This is a genomic window from Pseudomonas sp. D3-10 (assembly GCF_051132175.1).
Taxonomy (GTDB): domain Bacteria; phylum Pseudomonadota; class Gammaproteobacteria; order Pseudomonadales; family Pseudomonadaceae; genus Aquipseudomonas.
Genome location: NZ_CP071668.1, coordinates 208,519 through 227,963, shown reverse-complemented (window position 1 = coordinate 227,963; position 19,445 = coordinate 208,519). Strand labels below are relative to the sequence as shown.

General features: G+C 61.3%; 13 protein-coding genes and 1 pseudogene. 10 read left to right on the top strand and 4 right to left on the bottom strand.

The window, feature by feature from the left end; all coding sequences use genetic code 11:
• The first annotated feature begins 81 nt into the window (after positions 1-81).
• Positions 82-420, top strand: coding sequence for a hypothetical protein (locus tag J3P90_RS01045; RefSeq protein ID WP_014335964.1), 339 nt, complete (start codon positions 82-84; stop codon positions 418-420).
• Between the two features lie 704 nt (positions 421-1,124).
• Positions 1,125-1,223 (top strand): annotated as a pseudogene (locus J3P90_RS01040) (nucleoid-structuring protein H-NS); the annotation flags it as partial.
• Positions 1,224-1,858: 635 nt separating this feature from the next.
• Here J3P90_RS01040 and lapD read toward each other — a convergent pair.
• The gene (gene lapD, locus J3P90_RS01035) at positions 1,859-3,805 is read right to left on the bottom strand and encodes a cyclic di-GMP receptor LapD (RefSeq protein ID WP_420767776.1); all 1,947 of its coding nucleotides are present in this window, start codon (positions 3,803-3,805) and stop codon (positions 1,859-1,861) included.
• A gap of 14 nt (positions 3,806-3,819) precedes the next feature.
• Positions 3,820-4,440 carry a cysteine protease LapG gene (gene lapG / locus J3P90_RS01030; protein ID WP_420767780.1) on the bottom strand — a complete coding sequence of 207 codons (621 nt, stop codon included), beginning with the start codon at positions 4,438-4,440 and terminating at the stop codon, positions 3,820-3,822.
• Positions 4,441-4,711: 271 nt separating this feature from the next.
• Here lapG and J3P90_RS01025 point away from each other — a divergent pair, with 271 nt between their 5' ends.
• The 5 genes from J3P90_RS01025 to J3P90_RS01005 all read left to right on the top strand — a co-directional run bounded on the left by J3P90_RS01025 (position 4,712) and on the right by J3P90_RS01005 (position 11,721).
• On the top strand, positions 4,712-5,392 hold the full coding sequence (locus J3P90_RS01025) for a GntR family transcriptional regulator (protein WP_434675700.1): 681 nt from the start codon (positions 4,712-4,714) through the stop codon (positions 5,390-5,392).
• Positions 5,393-6,083: 691 nt separating this feature from the next.
• Positions 6,084-6,860: a DUF3050 domain-containing protein gene (locus tag J3P90_RS01020; RefSeq protein ID WP_434608439.1), complete on the top strand. Its 777-nt coding sequence runs from the start codon at positions 6,084-6,086 to the stop codon at positions 6,858-6,860.
• On the top strand, positions 6,857-7,789 hold the full coding sequence (locus J3P90_RS01015) for a diiron oxygenase (protein WP_434675699.1): 933 nt from the start codon (positions 6,857-6,859) through the stop codon (positions 7,787-7,789). Before J3P90_RS01020 ends, J3P90_RS01015 begins: the two co-directional genes overlap by 4 nt.
• 10 nt (positions 7,790-7,799) lie before the next feature.
• A complete protein-coding gene (locus J3P90_RS01010; protein WP_434675698.1) occupies positions 7,800-11,225 on the top strand; it encodes an amino acid adenylation domain-containing protein in 3,426 nt (1,141 codons plus the stop codon).
• Positions 11,226-11,256: 31 nt separating this feature from the next.
• Positions 11,257-11,721, top strand: a complete 465-nt coding sequence (locus tag J3P90_RS01005) for an SRPBCC family protein (protein WP_434675697.1) — start codon at positions 11,257-11,259, stop codon at positions 11,719-11,721.
• Positions 11,722-11,917: 196 nt separating this feature from the next.
• On the opposite strand, the gene J3P90_RS01000 is transcribed toward J3P90_RS01005, so the two are convergent.
• The gene (locus J3P90_RS01000; protein WP_434608447.1) at positions 11,918-13,798 is read right to left on the bottom strand and encodes a methyl-accepting chemotaxis protein; all 1,881 of its coding nucleotides are present in this window, start codon (positions 13,796-13,798) and stop codon (positions 11,918-11,920) included.
• Positions 13,799-14,063: 265 nt separating this feature from the next.
• Here J3P90_RS01000 and J3P90_RS00995 point away from each other — a divergent pair, with 265 nt between their 5' ends.
• From J3P90_RS00995 to J3P90_RS00985, 3 genes are all read left to right on the top strand, one after another.
• On the top strand, positions 14,064-14,564 hold the full coding sequence (locus J3P90_RS00995) for a sigma-70 family RNA polymerase sigma factor (protein ID WP_420767769.1): 501 nt from the start codon (positions 14,064-14,066) through the stop codon (positions 14,562-14,564).
• Positions 14,554-15,552 carry a FecR domain-containing protein gene (locus tag J3P90_RS00990; RefSeq protein WP_434675696.1) on the top strand — a complete coding sequence of 333 codons (999 nt, stop codon included), beginning with the start codon at positions 14,554-14,556 and terminating at the stop codon, positions 15,550-15,552. The genes J3P90_RS00995 and J3P90_RS00990 overlap by 11 nt, the downstream gene beginning before the upstream one ends.
• Positions 15,553-15,637: 85 nt before the next feature.
• Positions 15,638-18,142: a TonB-dependent siderophore receptor gene (locus tag J3P90_RS00985; protein WP_434675695.1), complete on the top strand. Its 2,505-nt coding sequence runs from the start codon at positions 15,638-15,640 to the stop codon at positions 18,140-18,142.
• Positions 18,143-18,290: 148 nt separating this feature from the next.
• Here the strand turns inward: J3P90_RS00985 and J3P90_RS00980 are convergent, their stop codons facing one another.
• The gene (locus J3P90_RS00980) at positions 18,291-19,364 is read right to left on the bottom strand and encodes a fatty acid desaturase (protein WP_420767766.1); all 1,074 of its coding nucleotides are present in this window, start codon (positions 19,362-19,364) and stop codon (positions 18,291-18,293) included.
• Between the last annotated feature and the right edge of the window lie 81 nt (positions 19,365-19,445).

The following is a 19,445-nucleotide window of genomic DNA, read 5'->3' as shown; positions in this document are numbered from 1 at the left end:
GCCATGGGATAAGTGTTCATACTCCCCCCAGTTGGCCTATGCTGCCCAGCATGACGCCGCTTCATACATGAGGGATGCCCGATGTTTTATGTGCAACGCGATGCACAAGGCCTGCTGGTGCGCGTGGAAGCCACCGCTTACGCCGAGGCCACCGAGACCTTGCCGGCCGACAACCATGAGATCCAGGACTGGTTCGCCAACCAGGCGGTAGAAAACAGCCTCAAGCAACTCAAGCAAAGCGACCTGGAGATGATCCGGGTACTCGATGACTTGATCCAGGTGCTGACCAGCAAAGGCGTCATCCGCGTCACCGACCTGCCACCAGCTGCCCAGGCCAAGCTGATGGACCGCAACCAGGCCCGTGAAGCGCTGGGTGGGTTGAGTCGGTTGATCGATGACGATGAGAAGGGGTTGATCTAGCCTGCCGCCAAGGCTGGCGCCATTGCCTGCAGCACACCGAACCTGTGGCGAGGGCGCTTGCTCCCGCTGGCCTGCGAAGCATGCCCCAGCCCGTCTATATGCGAAACCGTGTTGGCAGGTTTTACGACTGCTGCGCAGCCGAGCGGGAGCAAGCTCCCTCGCCACGAATTTTTTGGTGTCTGGGCTGACGCTATCGCGAGCAGGCTCGCTCCCACGGTAGATCAGTGTTGACCCTTTATATTCCGGCTCGACACAGATCCAGTGTGGGAGCGAGCCTGCTCGCGATAGCGGTCTTCGGTTTATTACGAGGCTGTCAGGCTGGCTCTTGCACTTCAGCCGATCCATCGCCCGCTCCTCCGGCGCGACCCACAACCGCCATAAAGCGCTTGCGCGTCGTCTTTTAACCGGCTTGCCGCCAGTGTCACCGTTTTTTCGATGACAAACTCAGACTAGCCACGAGACAGCCGCCGGACAAATTCACCGAGTTCGCTTCAACTCGAAGGAAATCTCCTAGGACGTTAATTGAGGGGGCATATCCGTTGCTGCGGTAACGGCTGCTGGCGGTTCCGCTCTTACAGCGGGTTACTTTTTTCAGACGCCAAAAAAGTAACCAAAAACGCTCCGCCCCACCACTCGGCACCTCGCCTAGGCTCGGTGTGCCCTCACTCCGGCATTGCTCCGTGGGCCGCCGCGAAGGGCCATCCATGGCCCAGCGCGGCTACCTCGGCATCCATGCCGAGGTACCCACTGCGCAAGGCCTGCGTTCGGCCATCGTGGTTAACGGGGCCTTCCAGATCAAGATCAAGATCAAGATCAAGATCCAAAGCAGGAGCAGGAGCAGGAGCATCTCGGCACTTATTTAGATGAACCACCGCTATCGCGATCAGGCTCGTTCCCACATGGGTTTGCAGGTGTTCACAACCTTGCACACAACCCAAAAACCTGCGGGAGCGAGCTTGCTCGCGATGACGCCAGCACATTCAACATCAGCGGAAACTGACCCTCCGCCTTCGCGAGCAGGCTCGCTCCCACAATTGGAGTACGACCAGGAGACCCAGGTCGGCCATACCGCCGCCTCGCTTTCGCTTTGCTTTGCTTTGCTTTGCTTTGCTTTTGCTTTTGCTTTTGATCTGCCAGGCCCCGTTAACCACGATGGCCGAACGCAGGCATTGCGTAGTGGGTATCCCGGCATGGATGCCGGGATAGCCGCGTTGGGCCATGGATGGCCCTTCGCGGCGGGCCCACGGAGCAATGCCGGAGTGAGGGCATGCCGAGCCTAGGCGAGGCACCGAGTGGTGGGGCCAAGCCTTTTTTGCTTACTTTTTTTGGCGTCTGAAAAAAAGTAAGCCGCCGTAAGGGCGGAACCCTAAGTAGCCGTTACCGAAGAAATGGATATGTACGCATTCACAAGGGCATATCCCGCCTCACCAAGCAATCCTCACCCCCAACGCTTAGGCTCACCCACCAACTGCCCCTGAACCCCAAACAACCCCATCTCACGAATCACCGCCAACTCCCCTTCCGTCTCCACCCGCTCAGCAATCAACGGCAGGTCGATACTGTGAGCAGCACGCTGGATGGCCTCGATGAACAAACGCTTGTCACTTTCCTGGTCGATCGCACGAATGTAGCTACCGTCAATCTTCAGATAGGCCAACCCCAGCCGCGACAGGTTGCCAATCATGCTGAACCGCCCACCAAAGCGCTGCAGGCTCAAGGAAAAGCCAAGCTCGCGCAACTGCCGGGTCAACTGCTCCAACACCGCTTGCTCGGGCAGTTGCTCTTCACCAATCTCCAAGGTCAGGCGCGGCCCAAGGTTGGAGTGAGCCCGCAGGATTTCAAAGACCTTGTTCAACGCCTGAGGATCGGCCAGGGTCGCGGAGGACAGGTTGAGCGCCAGGGATTGTTCGTGCCCGGCCATCTGCTTGAGCACCTGTTCGAGCATCAAGCGGTCCAGGCGCGCGGTCCAGCCGAAGCGCTCCAGCCAAGGCAGGAAGCGTCCGGCGGGGATGGTCTGGCCTTGGTCGTCAAGCAGCCGCGACAGCACTTTGTAGTGCAGCACGACCTGGGTGTCCTGGGCCGCCACCACCGGCTGGAAGTACAGTTCGAAGCGTTGATTGCCCAGGGCCTGATCGAGCAGTTGGTGCCAGGCGTGGTGATCATCGCCCACGCTGGCGGACGCGCTATGCTCCAGGCAGGCCCAGCCGGGTTCGCCCTGGCTTTCGGCCTGGGCCAGTGCCTGGTCGCCAAGCTGGAGCACTGCCTGCGGCGAGTCGCCATGAACGAACGGAGCGAGCCCGATGGACGCCACCGATGCCACGTCGGTCGCGCCGGTGGCGTGCAAACTTGCCAACGCGCCTTCCAGATTCTGCGCCAGCTGCAGCGCCTCCTCGCGCACCAGCCCGGGTGCCAGCACCGCGAACTCCCCACCGCGTATCCGCGTCACCAGATTATGGGTTTCCGGGTAGCGAGCGCACTCACGCGACAACTGCTCGCCCACGGCTTTGAGCAACTGATCGGTGCGCTGCCCGCCCAGCCGCTGGTTCAGACCGGCGAGGTCCTTGACCCGCAACAACAACAGATAACCGGAGCTGGCCTGTTCCGGGTTGCTCACCCGCGCATGCAACTGCATCTCGAAATACCGTCGATTGGCCAGCCCCGTGAGGTTGTCCTGATAGGACTCCACCCGCAGTTTTTCACTGCGCTCGGCCTGTTCCTGGAACAGCGCCTTGAGCTTCTCGACCATCTGGTTCATCGCCTGGACCACACGCCGCAATTCAGGTGTGCGCGGCAGCTCCGGCAGGCTCAAAAACTCACGTCGGGCGATGGCGTGGGACTGGTGAACCATGTAGTCCAGCGGTTTGAGCTGGCGACGCAGCAGCAAGGCTCCCAGCACCGCGCTCACGGCGCCGCACAGCAACAACCAGCCCAGACTGCCCAGCGCGCTCTGCCACAGCTTGGCGAGGGCGAACATCGGGTGGCTGACCACTTCGACCCGCGCCGCCTGTTCCCAACCGCGGCTGACAATCGCATCGCCGCCGGCCGGCTCAAGGCCGATGAGCTTGATAAACCACTGCGGTACATTGCCGGCGTCCGGGGTGCCGGTGCGCTCGGCCAGGGTCTTGTCGTTCGTCACATCGACCACGCGGATGCTGGCGTAGTAGCCGCTGTCGAAGATCGAACTGACCATCAGCTCGACCATTGCCGGGTCGTCGATGTTCGGCGTCAACGACAGCGCCAGCGCCGTGGCCGCGTCCTGGGCATGGGAACGCAGCTGATTGACGTACTGGGTCCGCGAACTCTCCAGGCTGACCATGAAGCTGCCGCTGAAGGCAACCACCAGGAACAGACAGATAGCGATCAACAGCTGTTTGAACAAAGACATCTGAGCGCGTGCTCCTAGTTAGTCGTCTCGACCGGGAAACCTTCGGCCTGCATTTTCTTCAACACATCCTGCCACCGGGACAGGCGCTTGGTGTCGCCCACTTTCTTGTTGCCCTTGCCTGACAGCCACAGCCCTTCGGCATTGAAAGAGTAGACCGGCAGCAAGTCGGTTCGCTGGCTGGCCGGCTGGATGCCGTCAATCAGGCTATCGAGTACCAGCGGCATGGCATCGGGGGTGGCGTAATACGTCAGCACCATGTGTGCGCGGTTCTGCCGCAACGCCTTGACGTAGGTGATGCGCAGTTTGTCACTGGAAACCCCTAGATGGCGCAGGCTGAAATACTTGGCGATGGCGTAGTCCTCGCAATCGCCCGCCCCCTTCCACAGGGCCTGGATCGGGGTTTCCCAGTAATCGGTCTCACGCCACAAATCGAGGTCTTCCACGTAGCGCACCTGTTTGTTGAAGAACAGGTTCACCACCTTGAGCTGTGCAAGCTCAGGAATCTGCTTCTGGGTTGCCAGCAACTGCTGCCACGCGTCGATCCGCTGCTGCCCGTCGCCCAGCGGTCCATATAACGCTTGCGCCCGCCGGCTTATCTGCGCAAAGTCCCAGTCGGCTCGCAGGCCGCCCAGCATCAGGCCTGCCAGCAAAAATGCCGAACACAGCCAGCGCAAGGACCTGAGGACCGGGGAAGGTGCAGCCAAGGGAAATACGTCCGAAAGGGGCCGTTGGAAAAATTCGTTGGATGGTGCAGCCTGGACCGGCAAAAAACAATGGCAGGTTGCAATCACCGCAAGCAGTCTAAACTTTAGTTCAGGAACCGAGGCCGCGAGATTTTGACGGCTTGGCATTCTGTAACTAATGTTGCCTTGGATCCAATCATTGTGACTACAGTCAGGTGTTGTCGTGACACAGAAGCCCAAACCACTCAGCACTATTCAGGTCAACGGGCCCATCCCCGCTGCCCAGGCCCGCGCAATCATTGAAAGCTCTTTGCGCGAAGCCATTCTCGACGGGCGACTGCCAAGCGGCACAGCGTTGCGCCAGCAGGAATTGGCAGACCTGTTCGGTGTCAGCCGCATGCCGGTACGCGAAGCGTTGCGCCAGCTCGAAGCGCAGTCATTGCTCAACGTGGTCCAGCACAAGGGCGCGGTGGTAGCCCCGCTGATTACCAGCAATGCAGTCGAAACCTACGCCTTGCGGTCGGTCCTCGAAGCCTTCGCCCTGCGCTTGTCCATTCCCCTGCTAGACGACAATGACCTGGCCATGGCCGCCGAATACATCGAGCAATTGGAAGGCCAAGTTGATTATGCGCAGATCGCCAAGCTCAACCGTCTATTCCACATGTCGCTTTACCATAAGGCGCCCAACGCCAAGCTGTTGGACCTGATCGAACATGAGCTCAATGAAGAAGAACGTTTCCTGCGCTTTCACCTTTCGACCATGGGTTTGGGCGAGCTCACCCAGTGTGACCATCGCGCGATACTCGCCGCGGCGGCAGCCAAAGACATCGACCAAGCGGTTCATCTGCTTGAAGAGCACCTCGAGAAAGCCTCGGCCACCATGCGCCTGTACTTGAAGCAATAGCCGAACCGCAGCCCCAGCGCCGGCCGCCTGGCCGGCGTAGCACTTTCTTACACATCCTTCCTACACCCGAGATTGCCAGCAGGGCACGGCTTGACCGTGGCCGCGATGCGTCGCTGCATCAGTTCAATGGAACTGCCGTCGATTTGGGCTCACTCTTGCGTTTATCGGTTCGAAAACAGACCTGAAGAGTCAGCGTCCGGCAATAGCCAGGCGAATCGAAGCCATCACGCAAGGAGCGCCGCCCAACTGGCGGGGATGACCTGGAGGTCCGACCGGGTTCCCGCCCATAAAACATCAACTTCTTACTTACCTTGATCCCTGAAGTGCTCCGAGTGAGGCATTCACTCGAACCATCCGATTCTGATCGCTATAAATCGGAAGGAGCAACTTCGCGCCAATAAAACTTATAAACAAAGTTTTAACCACCCTCTTCGCGCCCAATAAAAACGCCATTTTAAATATTAAAAAAATAACTTGCGAAGCGTTTGAAACTTGTACTAATTTTTTACTCGTCGAGTTGCTTTCGACGCCCATAGGCACCATGGGATGCGCCTGTAGCAAGCCACACAGCCACAAGCAGGCATCAGTTAAAAGTTCCAAGTGAACATGGATTCCGGTTCGCGCACTCGCTCGCCCCGACAAAAACAGGCGAGCAACTTTCCGGACAAACAATATTGATGAGGACGTTCCAATGCAGCCAACCAAAGAACAACTATCTCTGAAAAAACACGAACTTGGTGAACACCCGGTTTTTTCCGAAATAACATCAATCGACCTGTTGCGCCGTTTTATGGAAAGCCACGTTTTCGCCGTGTGGGACTTCATGTCCCTGACCAAGCGGCTGCAAAGGGAACTGACCTGCATCCAACTGCCGTGGCTGCCACCCGCCGACCCCCATGCCGCGCGTCTGATCAACGAAATCGTCCTGGGAGAAGAGTCCGACGACCGTCCCGGTGCCGGTTATTGCAGCCATTTCGAACTGTATCTGGACGCCATGCGCGAGGTAGGCGCGGACACCCAGGCGATTGAACAATTCATCGCCCTGCAGCAAGAAGGCGTCAGCCCCGAAACCGCGCTGGACAGCGTCGAGGTAGAACCGGCCGCCGCGCGCTTCGTGCGCCAGACCCTGCACACCGCCCTGCACGCCCCGGCCCACAGCGTGGCCGCCGCGTTCGTGCATGGGCGCGAAAGCGTCATCCCGCAGATGTTCCAGCGGATGCTGGACGCCTGGGGTATCGGCCTGGATCAGGCACCGACGTTTCGTTATTACCTGCAACGCCATATCGAGGTGGACTCCGAAGACCACGGCCCGGCGGCGGAAAAATTGCTGGCGCGGCTGATCGATGGCGACCCGCAGCGCGAGCGCGAGGTCCTCGCCGCTGCCCTCGCTGCCGTCCACAGCCGCACAGCCTTGTGGGATGGCCTGCGCCTGAGCATGACCCAGCCGGTTGCGCAGGTGACGCCATGAACGCCATTCAATACCAATCATTCGCCGACGCCTGGGAAAGCCGGGCGACGATCCGTACCCGGCCACGGCGCCGGGTCGAGGATGACGACAAGCTGATCTTTCCCATGAGCCGCCAACCCATGGTGCACAGCCAGACCTTCCTGACCCATTGCCCGCAATCGCGTGATTTTGTCCTGGTGCAGAGTCTCTACAAGTTCATCAACGACGTGGTGATTTTCGAGACCGAGCTGGTGGATCACACCGCCCGGCGCATCGCCAAGAACCGCTTTGGCATCGAGTTTCCGTTCGCCTGTCGCTATGACGCGATGACCGTGGTGGTGGACGAGGACTACCACGCGCTGGTGGCGATGGACTTCATGCAGCAAACCATCGACATGACCGGCATCGCACCGATCCCGTTGCCCCAGCAGATCGAGCTCAGCCGTGCCATTCCGGCCACGCTGGCGCGAACACCGGAGCATCTGCTCAGCGCCGTGGAGTTGGTCTGCATCGCCATCGCCGAAAACACCGTGACCAACGAAGTGGCAGCCTTTGCCCGGGACGACTCGGTCAAGGCCTCGATCAAGGGGCTCATGGCCGATCACCTGCAGGATGAGGGACGCCACTCCGGTTTCTGGACGCGGCTGGTACAGATTTACTGGCGCGCCGCGCCCGAAGAGGACCGCGAGATGATTGCGCGGCTGATGCCCGGTTTCATCGCCGATTACCTGGCGAGCGATCTGCAGCAGGCGTTCGATTTCGAGCTGATCAACCACTTGCCGATCGACGAATCGGCACGCCAGTCGCTGCGCGAAGACGCCCGGGCGCTGGCTTATCCCATCAACCGTTTTCACCCGTTGGTGGGCAACATCACGCGGTTCTTCCGCGGCAGCTCGATGCTGGCGTCAGCCTGCGTGCGCGATGCCCTGGCCGACTACCTGATCCCATGAGGACCTTCCGATGAGACGCCTCGAAATCGCAATGTCTGGCCACAGCCAGGCCCTGGCCGAACTGGCCCGGGAACTTGAACGACACGGACACGCCGTCGTGGGTCCACAATCACCGGCCGGCGACCGCGCGATCGACCTGTTGATCGACGATGGTACGGCGCCAGGGGCCATCGAGGCTGGTGTTGAGCTCCGGCTGCGCGTGGCATTCCAGGAAGCGCCCGGCCAGGCATTGCCGCGGCCGGTGGTGTTTTTCCGTGACGCAGCGCAGCGACTGCTGGCCCACGAAGTGATCACCACGCCGAGCGACGGCAACGGCCAGTCGCTGCGCCAGCAGGCAATAACCGCAATCGTCGAGCACGGCGCACGGCTGGTCAGTCATCTGTCACGCGATGAGCACGGTTTCGATCAGTGGCCGACGGCCCCGCACGAGCCCATCGACCAACCCGAGCACGGGCTCGATGCGTTGGAGCCGCTGGCCTTCAAACACTGCCTTAACCGGCCCGCCGTACCTTGGCTGCTGGCGGCCGCAAAAATGCCTGTCATGCACAGCATCGAGCAGCGCATGCTCGATGACGCATCGCAGCCTGCCCTGTGGGTCGAGGGTCAGCTCATCGACTACAGGACCTTGCGCAATTGGGTGTTGCGGTTGCAGGAGGCCATAACGGCAAGCCTGGGAAGAGCAACCGATCATCCACGGGTGATCGCCGTGTGCCTGCCCAAATCCGCGCAGCTGTACGCTGCAATCCTTGCGGTGCTGGGGTGCGGGGCGGTGTACCTGCCGCTGGACCCGCAACACCCGGCGCAACGCCGGCGGTTCATCCTCGACAACGCCAAGGCCGATCTCTTATTGCACGATGGCGACAGCGACCTGGGCGATAGCCCGACGCCGATGCTGAATGTCCATCGGCTGTCTTCGTCCAAGCCTGGCCTCCCGGCCTCGACGATTCGCCGCGTGGTGAATGCCGACGAACCAGCCGTGGCGATCTACACCTCCGGCACCACCGGCCAGCCCAAGGGGGTCCTGCTCAGCCACCGTAACCTCAGCCATTTCTGCGCCTGGTACGCAGATCATGTCGAGCTGCGGCGCGACAGCCGAGCGTTGCAGTTTTCCACCATCAACTTCGACGCATCGTTGCTGGACATCTTGCCGACCTTCATCCAAGGCGGACTGCTGGTGGTGCCCAGCGAGGATCAGCGCCGCGACCCGCAGCGACTGGAGTCGTTGATGCGTGAACAGCGCGTCAGCCATGCCTTCCTGCCGCCCGCGCTGTTGAGCGTCATGCCGCTGGAGGCGTCATTGGGGCTGGCGCACCTGATCACTGGCGGGGACGTCTGTGAGCCGTACGTGATCGAGCGACTGGCGCCGCAGTGCCGGTTCCACAATATCTACGGCCCGACGGAAACCACGGTATTGGCCACCACGCGGCAATTCGCCGTGGGCGATAACAACCGCAACCTCGGTATACCCATCGGCAATGCCCGCGTGCTCATCCTCGACGAACACCTGCAACCGGTGCCCCAGGGCACACCCGGCGAGCTGTACATCGCAGGGCCTGGAGTCGGCCTGGGGTACCTGAACGATCCAGTACTGAGCAGCAGCCGTTATCTCGACCTGACGCTGCCCAACGAGCAAGCGCTGCGGGTCTATCGCACGGGGGACATCGGCCAGTGGACCGACGACGGGATCGAGCTGTGCGGCCGCCGCGACAACCAGGTCAAGATCCGCGGCTTTCGGGTCGAGCCCGAGGAGATCGAGCATTGCCTGCGCGACAGCCAAGTGTTTCGCCAGGTGGCGGTGGGGGTCGACGAGCGACGGCGGATCCTGGCGTTCCTGGCGAACCCCGTGGACGATCGCCCCGGCGCGGCCCTCAACGCCTTGCGCCAGCATGTGCAGGATTCGCTGCCGAGCTACATGCACCCGGCGGCCTATGTAGAGCTGCCCAGCCTGCCTTACACCAGCAACGGCAAGGTCGATCGCCGGGCATTGCTGGCGTCGGCGGGATCGGTCCAGGCAGGAGCTCAAGGACGTCAGCCACAAAATGCATTGCAAACCCAGCTCCGACAGCTATGGGCCGAGCTGCTGCAGTTGCCAGCCGAGGACATCGCCATCGACGAGAGTTTTTTCAACCTTGGCGGGCATTCGATCCTGCTTTCGCAGCTGCTGTTGAGTCTCAGGCAGACGTTCGGTCGCAGCCTGTCGATCAACCGCTTCATCGAAGCACCGACGCTGATCACCTTGGCGAAGTTGCTCGATGCCCCCGACCAGAGCGATGCATCCTCGCTGAGCCCCCAGGCTTTCATCGACGCCGAAGCCGAACTCAACCTCGATCCACTGCCCATCAGCCAGAGCGGTGATGTGCATAAAGTGGTCGTGACCGGCGCCAACAGCTTTCTCGGCGTGCATATCGTCGAAGCGTTGCTGGCGTGGGGGGCCACGGAAGTGGCGTGCCTGGTGCGTGAATCCGGCGGGCAAAGCGCGGCCCAGCGGTTCGCCCAGGCCCTGCGGGAAAATCGCCTGGAGCATCTGGACCTGAGCCGTGTCAGCGTCTACGCCGCCGACATCACCCAGCCACAACTGGGCTTGCCGGACGACACCTACCAGCGGATCGACAGCACGTTCGGCGCGTTGGTGCACAACGCCGCCCATGTCAATCATGTGCTCGACTACGAGTCCCTGGCGCGGGACAACGTCGAGCCCATCTTCGAATGCCTGCGGCTGTGCGAAGGGCGCAGCAAGAAAATCTTCAACTTCGTCTCGACGCTGTCGGCCTCCAGCACCCTGGACGCTAACGGGCAGGTGCTGGAGCAGCCAGCAGCAAGGACACCGCCGATCTACATCAAGAATGGCTACAACCTGTCCAAATGGGTCGGCGAGCGGATTCTGCAACGGGCCCGGGACCTTGGCGTCCGGGTAAATCTGTTCCGTCCCGGCAACATCAGCTTCAACAGCCAGACCGGGGTCTGCCAGCCCCACAAGAACCGCTTGATGCTGATGCTCAAGGGATCGATCCAGCTCGGCCAGGTGCCGGATCTGTCGCTCAATTTCGACCTGATGCCGGTGGACTTCCTGGCCCGTTTCATCGCCTTCCACGCCAGCCGTTACCAACCCAACCAGGCCGTGTTCAACCTGCACAACCCCGAACCCTTGAGCTGGGACGCCTATGTGGCGTCGTTCCGCGACAGTGGCCGGGAATTCGCGCTGGTCAGTGTCGCGGACTGGCAACAACAGCTGGCGCGGGTCGATACCGACAACGCGCTGTTCGGCGTGCTGGGTTTCTACCTCAACGGCTTCGAAGAAGACATCGGCGACATCTCCCTGATCCGCCATGACAACGCCCGGTCCGGCGTGAGGCAGATGGGCACCCGTTACCCGGAAAAGTCCCCGGCCCTGCTGCGCCGCGGTGCTGATTACCTCAAGGCCATCGATTTCATCTGAAGCAACCCAACCTCACGCAAGGAGCAAGACCATGATTGCTTTTCAACCCGACACCCTGATCAAGAACCCTCAAGCCTGCCATGTCGAAACCTCGGTGCAAGTGCCCGCCGACGCCGCGCGCGTCTGGGAAGTGGTGGGCGACTTCGGCGGGTTCAACCGCTTTATTCCAGCCCTTGAGTACATCGAAATGACTGGCGACGGCGTGCGTTCGCTGCGCAAGAAATTCTTCCGCGACGGACAAAACCTAGTGGTGGAGCAACTCAACAGCCGCGATGACCAGGCCATGCACATGACCTGGACGCTGATCTACAACACCCTCGGCATCGACAACCTCTGGGCGGCGATGCGCGTCGAGCCCCTGGGAGACAGCCGCTGCCGCGCCACCTGGACCATCATCGCCGACCACACCGAGGTGCACACACGGGAAGGGTTCAGGGATTTCCTGCAAGGGTTCGCCGATGAGGCGATGGGAAATGTCGTGAAGATGTTCGCCTGACCAAAAAACCCTGTGGGAGCGAGCCTGCTCGCGATGGCATCAGCCCAGACAACCCACACCCGTGGCGAGGGAGCTTGCTCCCGCTCGGCTGCGCAGCAGGCGTAAAGCCAGCCAACGCGGTCCGCCTGCAGGCTTGCAGGGGCCTGCTGCGCAGGCCAGCGGGAGCAAGCTCCCTCGCCACGGGGGATCGGGTCCGTCAGATCTTGAAGCTGTCCACCAGTTGCTTCAATCGATTGGCCTGCTGCGACAAGGCATCGCAATCCTTCAGGGTTTCGTTGAGGTTGGCGACGCTTTGCTGGTTCAACGTATTGATATGCGTGACGTCCATGTTGAGGGTCTCCACCACGGCTGTCTGTTGCTCGGTCGCGGCGGCCACGGATTGGTTCATGCCGTCGATTTCGCCGATGCGCTGGGTCACGCTGACCAAGCGCAAGCCGGCCTGGTTCGCCACTTCCACGCTCTCCTCGCTGGAAGCCTGGCTCGCGTTCATCGTGGTCACCGCTTCACGGGAGCCGACTTGCAGCGAGGTGATCATCTTGTGAATCTCTTCAGCCGACTCCTGGGTGCGATGCGCCAGGTTGCGCACTTCATCGGCCACCACCGCAAAACCACGTCCGGCTTCACCGGCACGGGCCGCTTCGATGGCGGCGTTCAAGGCTAGCAAGTTGGTTTGCTGGGAGATGCCCTTGATCACATCCAGGATGTGCCCGATGTTGTCGGTGCTGGCGTTCAGGGTTTCGATCTGGGTGCACGACAGGCTGATTTTCTGTGACAGCTCGGTCATCGCCTGGATGGTTTTTTCCACCACCTGACGACCATCGTCCGCTTGCTCGCTGGCGCCACTGGCGTGTTGCGAGGCATCGGCGGCGTTACGGGCGATTTCCTGGGTCGCGGCGCCCAACTGATTGATCGCGGCGGCCACGCTATTGGTGCGCGCGCTCTGCTCATCCGATCCAACCAGGGAGGCGTTGGAAGATGTCATCACCCGTTGCGACAGGTCATGCACCTGACGCGTGGCGGAAGACACTTCGGCGATCGACGCGTGGATACGTTCCACGAACTGGTTGAACGACCCTCCCAATACCGCGAATTCGTCCTTGCCCTGCACCACGAGGCGCCGGGTCAGGTCGCCTTCACCCTGGGCGATGTCCTGCATGGCGCGGCCCATGGTGGTGAGCGGGCGCATCAACACCTGGATGAGCAGACTCAGCAGCAACGCAATCGCAGCCACTGCAATGAACATCGCAATCAACGCAGACGTACGGAAATGGCTCAGCGGTGCGTAGGCCTTGGCCTTGTCGATCGACAGGCCGATATACCACTCGGCGCCCGGCAAACCTGCCACCGGGGTGAACGAAAGGATGCGGTCCTCCCCGTTCAGCTCAACTTCCTGGATGCCCTTGCCGATACGCACAGGGGTGCCGGGGTAGATGTCCTTGAGGTTTTTCATTACATGGTCTTTGTCCGGGCTGACGATGACCTGGCCGTCGCCACTGACCAAAAACGCATGACCGATCCCGCCAAAGTCCACGGAGTTGATGATTTTCACGAGGGTTTCCAGGCTCAGGTCACCACCCACCACGCCCAACAATTCACCGTTGTGCTTGACCGGCAGGGCAATGGTCACCACCAGGCCGCCCACTGCCGCCGCGTAGGGTGGGGTCAGCATGGTTTTATCGGCGGCCACGGCCTGTTTGTACCAAGGGCGCTGACGCGGGTCGTAACCGTCGGGCATCTTCGCGTCAGGTCGTTGAGTGAACACGCCGGTGTTCTGGCCCACGTAGGTGAACTGGAAGTTCGAGGTCAACGCCGGCTGGTCCACGAGCCCAGGCAAATCGGCGCTCGCCCCTTGGTGTGCGATGTTCTGAGCCAGGTTTTCCAACACCAGCACCCGCCCGCTCATCCAGTTCTGGATGCTGCTGGCCGTCAGGTCACCGGATTGCTCGATGGAGGATTCCAGGCTGCGACCGATGGTATTGCGTTGCAGGTAATCGTTGTAGAGCGTGAACAGGGCAAAAGCCAACACCACCACACCAGAGGCGGCCAAGAGGATTTTGTGGCTGAACTTAAGATTCATGGAGGGACTTCTTATGCAGGGGATGGGGGTGCATTCCGGTTGGCAGTTCCATGTAGCCGCAAGAGCTGGAGATTGGATCCGCTCCATTTTGGTGCACGCATACCCTTCTGTCGGCCAACCCGTGGAAAAGATTAGGCCCTTGTTCAATTGTCCGACGAGATGATTGCCAACATCACACAGCCTGCGTCGAACGGTGGTTGCAAATTTAATGAACGCTTATGACAATGCGACCTATTATCATTTGTGATATCAGGCTATTGCGCTCATGTCCTCCCCCCAGTTAGCAGTACAGGCGCTTTATTGCAGCCATCACGGCTGGCTCCACACATGGCTGCGCCACCGACTGGGCAACGCCGCCGATGCGGCTGACCTGGCCCAGGACACCTTCGTGCGCCTGCTGCAACGCACCGAACGCCTGGAACTCACGGCACCGCGCGCCTTCCTGCGCACCATCGCGCAGGGCTTGGTGATCGATCACTGGCGCCGGGAAGAAATAGAACGCGCCTACCTCGAAACCATCGCGCATCTGCCGCAGGCCCAGATCCCAAGTGCCGAAGCCCAAGCCCTGATCCTCGAACTGCTGGAGGGCATTTCCCGCATGCTCGACGGCCTCAAGCCGAAAGTACGCAGGGCGTTCCTGCTTGCACAGTGTGACGGCATGACCCACAAGCAGATCGCCGAGCAAATGGGCATCTCGCTTCGGTCGGTGGAGCGGTACGTCGCCGATGCGCTGTACCACTGCTACGTGCTGCGCTATGAAGATTGAGCCGATCGACCCGCCCTCGCGCGGTCGAGGTCCTTCGCAACTGGTGGTCAAGCAAGCGATCCATTGGCTGCTGCGCCTGCGCAACCATGCCGCCAATCCGATCCTTCGCCAACAGTGCGACGCCTGGCGCATCGCCCATCACGATCACGAATTGGCTTGGCAACGGGTGCAATCGCTGCACAGCGAACTCACCTCCAACCTGCGCGCCGTGCCCAGTGCTCATATTGCCCTCGACACCCTGGAGGCCAGCGCCCAGCGCCTCGGTCGACGCCAGGCCCTGAAATTGTTGTCCGGCGTCGCCGTGGTGGGCGCCGCCGCATGGCTGGGCAAGGACCTAGGCTGGCAGCCGTGGCGTGCCGACTTCGCCACTGCCACGGGCGAACGACGCGGTTTCCAATTGCCGGACGGTACACGACTTGAACTCAACACCCGCAGCGCCGCCGACCTCGACTATACCGCCAGCCAGCGTCTGATCACGTTGACCCGCGGCGAAATCATGGTCACCTGTGGCCGAGACCCAGGACGCCCGCTGCTGGTGAAAAGCCGAGAGGGTCTGTTCGAAGGACTGGAAGGGCGCTTCGTCGTGCGCCAGGACAGCGGCTGCACGCGTCTGAGCGTCACCAGCGGCCGGGTCGCCATTCGCTCACATCGCAACAGCGAGGGCGCGCCGATCCACGTGGAGGCAGGGCAAAGCTACCTCGTCAGTTCATCGACAGCGACCCTGGCGCCGCCCCTGGACATGGACGCCGGCGCCTGGGCGGACGGCTTGATCGTGACGCGCAACATGCGCCTGGAAGACTTCCTCAACGAGGTCGGCCGCTACCGCCGGGGCTGTCTGAGATGCGCCGCCTCGGCCGCGGACCTGCGCTTGTCCGGAGTCTTCCGCCTGGATGACATCGACAAAATGCTGGCCGTGCTCCCCCGCACGCTGCCCGTGCAGCTGCATTATCGAACCCGCTGGTGGGTCACGGTGGAACGTGCGGCCTGATTTTTTTGGCGGGTTTTGCGTAGGCGTCCGGCTAGGACAGTAAGCAACGCTTATCTGCCTTCAGCGACTCCAACGGAAACCCAAAATGACTGAGCGCGTAACCCTCAAGACCTCCTTCGGCTGTTCCTCGCAAACCAGCCCTTTGCGCCAAACCGTCCACGCCGCACTGCTGAGCACCGCACTGGGCGTCAGCGCCGTGCCGATGCTCGCTGTCGCCGCGCAGGACGGCGTCACGGCCAGCCGTCAGAGCTACAACATCGCGGCAGGCCCGTTGAACGAGGTGCTGAATCAGTTCGCGCGCCAGGCCGGGATTACCCTGGCGAGCACCCCCGAGCAAACCGCTGGCCGCCAGTCGCCTGGGCTCAAAGGTGACTACTCGGCGGACCAGGCCTTGGACCAGTTGCTCAGCGGTTCGGGGCTGATTGCGGTCGGCCAGGAAGGCAGCGGCTACGTATTGCAGGCCCAGGCCGGGGACAGTGCACTGGCACTGCCGACCACTGACGTCAAGGGCTTCGCCCTGGGTAACGCCTTGGGCAGCATGGCGGGCTACAACGCCACCCACAGCCAAGTCGCGACCAAGACCAGTACCGCCCTGCGAGAGACTTCACAAAGCGTATCGGTGGTGACGCGCGAGCAAATGGACGACCAGGGCGCGCAGACCGTATCCCAGGCGATGCGCTACACCCCCGGCGTGCTGACCAACCCCTACGGTGCGACCCATCGCTACGATTACGTGGCCATGCGCGGCTTCAACGACGGCTCGGTGGATAACATCTACCTCGACGGCCTCAAGTCCATGGGCGACAGCGGCACCTACAGTTCCATGCAGGTCGACCCGTACTTTCTCGAGCGCGTCGACATCCTCAAGGGCCCGTCGTCGGTGCTGTATGGCCGCAGTTCTCCGGGCGGCCTGGTGGCGCTCACCAGCAAAAAACCGCTTTATGAGGCCTACCACCAGGTCCAGGCCACCGTCGGCACCCAGGGCCAGCGCGGCGTGGGCTTCGACTTCAGCGGGCCGGTGGACGATGAAAAACGCATCGCCTATCGCCTGATCGGCCTGGCGGACACCTCCGATACCCAGTTCGATCACAACAAAGAAAAGCGCTTCACCCTGGCGCCCACCGTCAGCATCGACTTCACCGAGGACACCTCGCTGACCCTGCAAGCCTACCTGCAGCACGAACCCGACGGCGGCTACCATGGCGGCGTACCGGCCGACGGCGCACTGCACCCGCGCAACGGTCGGCGGATCTCGGAAAATTTCTTCGAAGGCGAGCCCGGCGTCGACGTTTACGAACGTGGTCAGCAGTCGTTCGGTTATCAATTCGAACACCGTTTCAACGATGTCTTCACCGCCCGGCAAAACTTCCGCTACCTGGACTCCGACGTCACCAACAATCAGGTCTATGCCTTCGGCTGGACCAGCCCCACCAGCAACGAGTTGAACCGTTACTACACCGGCGCCGATGAAAAGCTGCATTCGTTCATCGTCGATAACATGCTGCAGGCCGAATTTTTCACCGGCGCGACCAAGCACACCGTGCTGATGGGCGCGGACTACCAGCGGCGCAAGACCGTGGTCGACTGGACCAGCGGCAGCCTCGCCCCGATCAACGCCTTCGACCCGGTCTACGGAAACTCGGCGATCACCAACGTCAGCGCGACCAGCTACGTGCGACGCCTGGAGCAGACCGGTGTCTATCTGCAAGACCTGATCGAAATGGACAAGTGGCGCTTCTCCCTGGGCCTGCGCCAGGACTGGGTCGAAACTTCGGATGAAAACCGCATCGCCGAAGCTGGTCGCCCTGAAGGCACCGAGATCAATGACAAGCGCACCAAGCTCACCGGCCGCGTCGGAGCGCTGTACCTGTTCGACAACGGCCTGGCCCCGTACATCAGCTACTCGGAGTCGTTCAACCCCAACTCCTACGCCGACAGCGCTGGCAATCCACTGGCGCCCACCGACGGCAAGCAGTGGGAACTGGGCTTGAAGTACCAACCGCCAGGCACCGATGATTTGTACACCGCCTCGCTGTTCCGCATCGATCAGGAAAACCTCGCGACCAAGCTGCCCCAGGAAAATTTCTATCGCGCCGTCGGCGCCGTTCGTTCCCAAGGGCTGGAACTGGAAGCGCACGTACAGTTGACCGAGCAGTTCAAAGTGCTGGGCAGCTACACCTTCACCGACATCGAATATTCGAAGTCGATGGTCAGCACTCTGAGCACCCCGACCAACATCATCGAAAACAAAGGCAACTCACCGACCCAGGCCCCGCGCCACATGGCCTCGGTGTGGGCGGACTACAAGTTCGACAGCGGCACGCTCGATGGCTTGCGACTGGGCGGCGGCGTGCGTTATGTCGGCTACAGTTGGGTCGATGCGGAGAACACCATGAAGGTGCCGTCCTACACGTTGTTCGATGCGTCGGTGGGGTATGACCTGGGCAAGGTCGGCTTGAAGGGCGTGGACGTGCGCCTGAACGCGAACAACCTGACCAACGAAACCTACGTCGCCTCGTGCGCCAGCCTGAACTTCTGCTACATGGGCGAAGAGCGCAATGTGGCGGCTACTGTGAGTTATCAGTTCTGACTTTTTCCCTGTTTTGACTCATTCCCCGTGGCGAGGGAGCAAGCTCGCGCTGGGTCGCGTAGCGGCCCTGGTTTTTGGGGGCTGCTACGCAGCCCAGCGGGAGCAAGCTCCCTCGCCACGGGTTTATCGTCGCTCATGAAAGGAGCGATCAGGCCTGAACGGCCTTCGCCTCTTCCCTCACAACGCCTTCCTCACCGGCAAACCGATTCGCCCGCCCGAACGTGCCGAAATCGTTGAACCGCACGCCCATCTCCCGCATCACCTCATGAGCCACCGGCACCGTCATCTGCCGGATGTAGAACGGCTCCTTCACCACGAAATGATGAATGCCATGGCTGCTGCCGAAGTTGAAGCAGAACGCCTGCAACGGCCACAGCCACCAGGGGTTCAACACTTGGGTCTGCTGGATGACATTGCCCGGCTCGATGTCGCCGTAGTAATGCATGTTCGAACTGATGAAGTGCAGGCAAAAGGTGCGCAGCACATTCGGGCCGATGATCACCACGGCGGCGATGTCGATGATGTGCATCGTCGCCAGGGTATTGGCCGACCAGTCGATGGAAGCGCCCAGTAGTCCGGCCACAGCGTTGGCCCCATGAAAACCAAGGAACACGTACCAGGCGCCCCAATGCAGCAGTGCCAGTGGGAAGTACACCTTCAGCGTACGCTTGAGGATGCTGCGCTTGTGCGCCCAGGTCTTGGCTCGCAGGAGGCGGATGAACGCCGACATCACGTTGTCACCCACCATCAGCAAACGCGCCAATCCCCACGGCTCACCGTTGGTAATCGCCCGCTCTTCCAGGTCCGCTTCGCTGCCGGATACTTTGTGGTGGTTGAGGTGCAGATGACGGCGGATCCATGGGTTGATGGTGCTGGGCCGCGCCAGCCACACCAGACCCATCATCACGTTATGGGGAACGCGTTGCTTGCGGAAGTACATGCTGTGGATCAGGTCATGTTCCAACTCGTGGGTCAGCGAGGCGAAAAACGCGTTGAGCAGCAGGCAAGCCCAACCGGCCAGGTGACCGTTGATGTAGAGCAGCGCCGAGCCGATCATCCCGGCCAGGGCGAACGCCAGGATGCCTGCGCCCAGCGCGTCCTGGTGCTGCAGGATCGGGTAGCGCCGACGCAATTCCTCACCTCGGGCCAGGACAACCTGGCGAATGTGGGCGGCTCGCTGTTGTGCATTCAATCGCTCGGGGCTTGCGCAAGTGCCGTGCATGGCTTACATCCTCTGTTAACGATGTGCTCATCCTGCCGGGCGTCGTCCCATCGGGTGGTAGCCGTAAACGCCAACCTGTTG